The organism is Campylobacter concisus (assembly GCF_015229965.1).
Classification (GTDB): Bacteria; Campylobacterota; Campylobacteria; order Campylobacterales; family Campylobacteraceae; genus Campylobacter_A; species Campylobacter_A concisus_BD.
This window is the reverse complement of sequence record NZ_JAAKZB010000022.1, coordinates 20,650-27,829: the sequence shown is the minus strand read 5'-3', so window position 1 is coordinate 27,829 and position 7,180 is coordinate 20,650. Positions and strand designations below refer to the sequence as shown.

Sequence of the window (7,180 nt, the reverse complement as noted above, 5' to 3'; positions counted from 1 at the left end):
ATTTTTATCCAAATTTGACTTTAGTTTTACGTAAAATAGGCAGTTAAAGTAAATTTAGCATAAAGTTTTGAGAATTTATTTTTTAAATTTGAGGGATATAAATATTAATCAAATTTTTATTTGACTAAATTTATAAAGGAAATTTGTGTTTATTTTGGCTATTAGCTTAAATTTAAATATTAGTTTAAAGAGAGAGTCGGAGCAAATTTGCTCCGATAAATTATTTTACGCCAACTATGATTTGAGTTGCTTTGATGATAGCAGTTACTTTGTCGCCTGCTTTTAAAGCTAAGTTATGAACTGACTCTCTTGTGATGATAGCTGAAATTTTGCTGCCGTTTGCGTCGATGATAACCTCAGCATTTACAGCGCCGTCTTTTATCTCGCTAACAATGCCTTTGATTTGATTTGTTGCGCTAAGCTTGATGCTGTCGTCTTTTGAAACGATAACGCTTGAAGCTTTGAATAAAAATATAGCTTTTTTACCAACCTTAAGATCAAGAGCTTTCTCGCTATCAACTGTAATAGTTGCTTTTAGGACCTCACCACCTGCTAGTTTGCCAGCTATTAGCGAATTTACCGCACCTGTTCTTACTTCTGATATCTCAACATTTAGTTGATTTCTTGCACTTAGTGACATATTTTCTCCTTATTTTTGATTTAATGTTTGGGTATTATAGAGTATTATTATTAATGTGAACTTATGATCAATCAATAAAATTTTTTAATATCATAAGTAAAGATTTATAATTTACCAAAGCCCAAAATATCGCGCTTAATGAACTAAAATCTAAAAATTTAATTTAAATTATTTTTGAAAAAATATATAAATAAATATTATTTTTTATTATAAAACAGACAAACTAAGATCGTTTCAAGATCAGATGATTTTGGATCTTAGTTTGTAGATTTTTGATTTTTAATGACTTGGTGAGAATTTATAAATTTTGCGCTTAAATGCCAGCCTCAAGCATCGCTTCTGCTTGATAGTGAGTGATAAGTGGCTCGATGATCTCGTCAAATAATCCTGCAGCCATGATCGCATCAAGGCGGTAAAGTGTTAAATTTATGCGGTGATCACTTATGCGGTTTTGTGGGTAGTTATAAGTTCTTATCCTGCCTGAGCGATCTCCAGTGCCGACTTGACTCTTGCGCTCGCTAGTCTCTTTTGCAAGTCTCTCTTGCTCTTGCATCTCGTAAAGTCTAGCTTTTAGCACCTTCATCGCAGCCTCTTTGTTTTTGTGCTGACTCTTGCCATCTTGGTTTGTCACAACAAGTCCAGTTGGTATGTGAGTGATCCTAACGGCACTATCAGTTGTATTTACTGACTGACCGCCGTGGCCCGAGCTTCTCATAACATCAACTCTTATATCATTTGGATTGATCTCGATCTCGCTGTCTTCAACCTCTGGCATGATAGCCACAGTCACAGCCGAAGTATGCACCCTGCCCTGGCTCTCAGTCTCTGGCACACGCTGAACCCTATGTGTGCCACCTTCAAATTTTAGCCTAGAGTAAGCGCCTTTGCCCTTTATAAGTACGATGATCTCTTTAAAACCGCCAGTGTTGCCCTCGCTTTGGCTAACGATCTCAAATTTATATCCACGAAGCTCTGCATATCTGATGTAAGCGTTAAAAAGATCTCCAACAAATAGTGCAGCCTCGTCACCACCAGTGCCTGCGCGAATTTCTAAAAATATATTTTTGTCATCGTTTGGATCTTTTGGAAGAAGTAAAATTTTGATCTCTTCTTCAAGCTTCTCTCTTGAAATTTCTAAATTTTTAAGCTCATCTTTTGCAAGTTCGCCAAGCTCAGAATCCTCAAGTAAGGCTTTATTCTCTTCGATGTCGTTTAGAATTTGTAGATATTTTTTTGCAGCAGTTGCGACTGGTTCGATAGATGATTGCTCTTTTGAGAGCTTTGTCATCTTTTCGATATCGTTTGCTATATTTGGATCGCTTAGAAGCGTAGAGATTTCATCATAGCGATCCAAAAATGGATGAAGTTTATCAGCAAACATTAAAATTTAATAGATTAAGCAGCTTTTAGAGTATTTACTAATTGAGCAAGGCGACTAACGCGGCGAGCAGCAGTTTGTTTCTTCAAAAAGCCTCTGCTTACGAAGCTATGGATGCTTTTGTTAGCAACTTTTAAAGCTTCATTTGCAGCTTCAATATCTTTAGCTTCTACAGCTACGCGCACTGCTTTTGTGATGTTTTTAAGTCTAGTGCGGTAAAATCTGTTTCTTTCTGTTCTTTTTATAGTTTGTCTAGCTCTTTTTTCAGCAGATTTATGGTTTGCCATAATATACCTTTTTTGATAATTTTAGTCCGTGATTATATGAAAAATATATTTAATTGTAACTGAATTTAAGTCTGCTTTAAAACAAATAAAATTTTAGATTTTAAATTTGATAATTTCTGATAAAATAGCACCATTTTATAATAAAAAGGATAATTTTATGAAACTTTTTGGAACAGACGGAGTTCGTGGTAAGGCTGGCGAAAAGCTTTCAGCTCAAACATCTATGCGCCTTGCAATGGCTGCTGGAATTTACTTTAGAAAGACCTCAGCGACAAATGTGATTTTGGTTGGAAAAGATACTAGAAAAAGTGGCTATATGATCGAAACCGCCATCGTTGCAGGGCTAACTGCAGTTGGCTACAACGTCCTTCAAATAGGCCCTATGCCAACACCTGCGATCGCATTTTTAACAGAAAATATGCGCTGTGACGCTGGCATAATGATAAGCGCCTCACACAACCCATACTACGATAACGGCATCAAATTTTTTGATAGCTTTGGCAACAAGCTTGATGAGACGATAGAGGCCGAGATAGAAAAAATCTTCTACAACGACGAGCTCATTGCAAACGCTCAAAAGACGATGACAGAGATCGGCGCAAACAAGAGGATCGATGATGTTATCGGCAGATATATCGTGCAGATCAAAAATTCATTCCCAAAAGAGCTAAATTTAAAGAATTTACGAGTAGTTTTAGACGTGGCAAATGGAGCTGCTTACAAGGTCGCACCAACTGTATTTAGCGAGCTTGGAGCTGACGTCATCGTCATAAACAATGAGCCAAATGGTAGCAACATCAACCAAAACTGCGGCGCGCTTCACCCAGAAGATCTAGCAAGCGAGGTAAAAAGGCTTCGTGCTGACATCGGCTTTGCATTTGACGGCGATGCTGATAGACTTGTCGTTGTCGATGAAAACGGAGAAGTAGTGCATGGTGACGCGATACTTGGCTCACTAGCTGCATTTTTGCATGAGCAAAAGACTCTAAAAGGCGGTGCCATCGTAGCTACAGTGATGAGTAACGCCGCACTTGATGACTATCTAAAAGCTCGCAAGATCAAGCTACTTCGCTCAAATGTAGGCGATAAATACGTGCTTGAGATGATGAAAGAAAATGGCATAAATTTTGGCGGCGAGCAAAGCGGACACGTCATATTTAACGACTACGCCAAAACTGGCGACGGCCTTGTAACCTCGATGCAAGTCGTTGCGATGATGCTTAAAAAAGGCAAAAAAGCTAGTGAAATTTTTGGCGAGCTAAAGCCGTATCCGCAAATTTTGCTAAATTTAAAGATCACAGAGAAAAAGCCGCTTGATAAGATAGAGGGGCTAAAAGAGCTTGAGGCTAGCCTCGCAAAAGAGGGTATAAGATCGCTCTTTAGATACTCTGGCACTGAAAATTTGATCAGACTTTTGCTTGAGGGCAAAAATCAAACTTTAGTTGAAAAACGCATGGATGAAGTTGAGAAATTTTTTGTAAAAGCCCTAAATGCGTAAAAATTTGGTTAAATTTTTCATAGCGTTTTTTCTCATTTTTATCGTTGATCAAGCGATAAAAATGATATTTATAGATGGTTTTTCGTGGGAGGGCGAGTTTTTCTCGCTAGTGCTTACATATAATAAGGGCGTTGCATTTTCGATGTTTGCCTTTTTAGATGAGTGGCTGAAATTTATACAAGTTGCCCTTATCTTAGGCGTTTTTGTCTATCTAGTCGTTGAGAAAAAGCTGCTTTGCTCACATGCCATTTGGCTTGGAGCTTTGCTAGGAGCTGGCAGCTCAAACATCACAGATAGATTTATCCATGGCGGCGTCGTGGATTATGTCTTTTGGCACAAGTGGTTTAACTTTGCGGTCTTTAACTTCGCTGATGTGATGATCGATCTTTGCGTCGTGATGATACTTTGGCAAAGTTTTAGAAAAAGGAGAGAGAGTGGGAAATAATATCTACGTCGCATACGCACTTTGGCTACTTACTGGCTGGCTTGGAGCGCATAGAATTTATCTTGGTAAATTTATCACTGGCTTTTTGATGATGGGGTTATTTTTCGTTGGGTATGCTACGCTTTATTTCATTATAGGCATACCATTTTTAATCATCTGGGGCATTTGGTGGCTCATAGATGCATTTTTGGTTGGCGCTTATGTCGAGAAAAATTTACAAAAGGCCGAGCTAAAAGAGAGAGTAAAACTAAAAGATAAAGAAGAGGACTTAAAAAGGCTTTACGAGCTTTTTGAGAGTGGTGCGATCAGTAAGGCTGAATTTGAAGCTAGAAAAGAGATACTTTTTAGATAAGGAGACGTTATGGCAGAATATTATCTTTACTTAAAATACCTCCACTATTTGTTTTTCATATCGTGGATGGCAGTGCTGTTTTATCAGCCAAGGCTCTACGTTTATCACGTAGAAAACATGGACAAGCCAGACTTTGTAAAAGTGGTCGAAGTGATGGAGTATAAGATGTATCACTACATCGGCTGGGTAGCACTAATCGGCTCATTTGTCACTGGTATTTTGATACTTATCGCGATGCCTGATCTTATAAAAACTGGTCACATCCACGTCAAAATTTTAGTTGTCATCTTAATGGCTATCTATCACCTAGACCTTGGACGCTACATGAAGCAGCTCAAAGAGAAACGCTGTAACAAAAGTGGCATCTTCTTTAGAGCTTACAACGAAGTGCCAACTATCGCGATGCTCATCATCATCTGGGTCATGATAGTAAATCCATTTTAAAGGAATTTGATGAAGAAATTTTTAGCATTTATCGCTTTGCCAGCGCTCTTGCTCGCGGCTACTCAGTATTTTGAGCCAATGCAGATAAAATTTGACAACAGACTCTACTCGCTAGCAAGCTCAGCCAAGCCTGTGCCAAATTTATTCACGCAGGAGTATTTGCTCCCTGGTGAGAAACTAGATAGTTTTAGCTACATGCTCTCGCTAAATACCCTTAAATTTGACGCTACGCCAGAGCAAGCAGTCGAGCAAAAGATAAATGATCTAAAAGAGCTAAAGGCAAAAGGGCTAAAAGTAGCTTATAAAAAGGGCTCGCTCGCAAATGAAATTTATCTTGATATCACGATATTTTCAAATTTAAATGGCACTCCAACAGCCGAGCACTCGATATATCGCTACACCAAACAAGGCGGAAATTTAGTCCTTTTTACCATCCAAAGGCGTGCCTATAAAAAAGAGGGCATTCAAAGATTTGCTACAAATTTCACGATCGAGTCACAAGACTTTAGCAAAAAAGCCCTAGCCACACCTTTCCCACAAATCATCAGCAAATAAAGAAATTTGAGTGTAAATTTAGCCTTTGCACTCAAATTTTAAAACCAGACTTAACAAATTTATCTAAAAATAAAACGAATAGTTATATGATAAGAAAAACTCAAAAAGGATAGCCTATGATACATAAAATTCTTATCGCAAATCGTGGTGAGATCGCAGTTAGGATAGTCAGAGCTTGTAGGGATTTACACATCCAAAGCGTAGGAATTTACACAGCGCCAGACAGCGAGTGCTTGCATGTCAGGATCGCTGATGAGGCCTATCAAGTGGGTGAAGATCCGATCAAAGGCTATCTTGACGCCAAAGCGATCGTAAAGCTTGCTAAAGAGTGCGGAGCTGATGCGATACACCCAGGATACGGCTTTCTAAGCGAAAACTACGAATTTGCAAAGGCAGTCGAGGACGCTGGGCTTATCTTCATCGGTCCAAAGGCTGAAGTCATCAAGAAAATGGGCGATAAAAACATCGCTAGATATCTGATGAAGAAAAACGGCATACCGATAGTGCCAGGCACTGAAAAGCTAAATGATGAGAGCATGGATGCCATAAAAGAGCACGCTAGGCGCATCGGCTATCCAGTCATCTTAAAAGCAAGCGGTGGTGGTGGTGGCCGCGGTATCAGGGAGGTCTGGCAAGAAGAAGATATGCAAGATGCCTTTGAGTCGTGCACCAGAGAGGCAAAAGCATACTTTAACAACGACGAAGTTTTTATGGAGAAGCTTGTCGTCAATCCTCGCCACATCGAGTTTCAAATTTTAGGCGATAACTACGGCAACATCATCCACCTTTGCGAGCGTGACTGCTCTATCCAAAGGCGCCACCAAAAGATCATCGAGATCGCACCTTGCCCATCGATCAGTGAAAATTTAAGAAAGATCATGGGCGTGACCGCAGTGGCTGCAGCAAAGGCTGTGGGCTACTCAAACGTAGGAACGATCGAGTTTTTGCTAGATGACTACAACAACTTTTACTTCATGGAGATGAACACCCGTATCCAAGTGGAGCACGGCATCACTGAAGAGATCACAGGACATGACCTGGTCGTTAGACAGATAAGGATCGCAGCTGGTGAAATTTTAGAGATAGAGCAAAGCGACATCAAACCACGAGGCTACGCGATAGAAGCTAGGATCACGGCTGAGAATGTCTGGGAGAATTTCATCCCAGCACCAGGCACGATCGAGGGCTACTACCCAGCCCTTGGCCCATCTGTGCGCGTCGATAGCCACGTCTATAAGGACTACACCATACCGCCATTTTACGACTCACTTATCGCAAAGCTGATCGTCAAGGCGACTGATTATGATCTAGCGGTAAATAAGCTTGAAAGAGCACTTGAAGAATTTACCATCGAGGGCGTGCGAACGATCATCCCATTTTTGCTAACTATCAGCAAAAGTAAGGAGTTTAGAAGGGGATTTTTCGATACTAGCTACGTTGAGAAAAACTTAAAAACTATCCTTGAAAACACCTACGATGATATGAACAAAGAGCCAAATGACGACCTAGAAGAGGTCATCGTAGAGGCGATAAAAAGATATAAAAAGAAGAGATAAATTTATCTCATTATGGCTTTGGCGA

General features: G+C 39.7%; 9 protein-coding genes. 6 read left to right on the top strand and 3 right to left on the bottom strand.

Translation table 11 applies throughout. The features are described 5' to 3' along the window. Positions 1 to 220 precede the first annotated feature (220 nt). The 3 genes from G6W43_RS08830 to rpsT all read right to left on the bottom strand — a co-directional run bounded on the left by G6W43_RS08830 (position 221) and on the right by rpsT (position 2,305). Entirely contained in the window at positions 221 to 640 is a 420-nt protein-coding gene (locus tag G6W43_RS08830; RefSeq protein WP_149706501.1) for a TOBE domain-containing protein, read from the bottom strand. Positions 641 to 953: 313 nt separating this feature from the next. After that, on the bottom strand, positions 954 to 2,021 hold the full coding sequence (prfA, locus tag G6W43_RS08825; protein ID WP_004317452.1) for a peptide chain release factor 1: 1,068 nt from the start codon (positions 2,019 to 2,021) through the stop codon (positions 954 to 956). Between the two features lie 14 nt (positions 2,022 to 2,035). Then, positions 2,036 to 2,305, bottom strand: a complete 270-nt coding sequence (rpsT, locus tag G6W43_RS08820; protein ID WP_009295094.1) for a 30S ribosomal protein S20 — start codon at positions 2,303 to 2,305, stop codon at positions 2,036 to 2,038. 157 nt (positions 2,306 to 2,462) lie between these two features. On the opposite strand from rpsT, the gene glmM reads away from it, so the two are divergent. The 6 genes from glmM to G6W43_RS08790 all read left to right on the top strand — a co-directional run bounded on the left by glmM (position 2,463) and on the right by G6W43_RS08790 (position 7,155). Beyond that, positions 2,463 to 3,803: a phosphoglucosamine mutase gene (gene glmM, locus G6W43_RS08815; protein ID WP_194169623.1), complete on the top strand. Its 1,341-nt coding sequence runs from the start codon at positions 2,463 to 2,465 to the stop codon at positions 3,801 to 3,803. Next, a complete protein-coding gene (lspA, locus tag G6W43_RS08810) occupies positions 3,796 to 4,248 on the top strand; it encodes a signal peptidase II (RefSeq protein ID WP_103600481.1) in 453 nt (150 codons plus the stop codon). Before glmM ends, lspA begins: the two co-directional genes overlap by 8 nt. Beyond that, a complete protein-coding gene (locus G6W43_RS08805) occupies positions 4,238 to 4,600 on the top strand; it encodes an NINE protein (RefSeq protein ID WP_103571532.1) in 363 nt (120 codons plus the stop codon). The genes lspA and G6W43_RS08805 overlap by 11 nt, the downstream gene beginning before the upstream one ends. A gap of 9 nt (positions 4,601 to 4,609) precedes the next feature. Continuing rightward, positions 4,610 to 5,044 carry a CopD family protein gene (locus tag G6W43_RS08800; protein ID WP_004317437.1) on the top strand — a complete coding sequence of 145 codons (435 nt, stop codon included), beginning with the start codon at positions 4,610 to 4,612 and terminating at the stop codon, positions 5,042 to 5,044. A 9-nt stretch (positions 5,045 to 5,053) separates the two neighbouring features. Further along, entirely contained in the window at positions 5,054 to 5,599 is a 546-nt protein-coding gene (locus G6W43_RS08795; protein ID WP_021087019.1) for a hypothetical protein, read from the top strand. A 116-nt stretch (positions 5,600 to 5,715) separates the two neighbouring features. Next, positions 5,716 to 7,155, top strand: a complete 1,440-nt coding sequence (locus G6W43_RS08790) for an acetyl-CoA carboxylase subunit A (protein ID WP_004317286.1) — start codon at positions 5,716 to 5,718, stop codon at positions 7,153 to 7,155. The last annotated feature ends 25 nt before the right edge of the window (positions 7,156 to 7,180 follow it).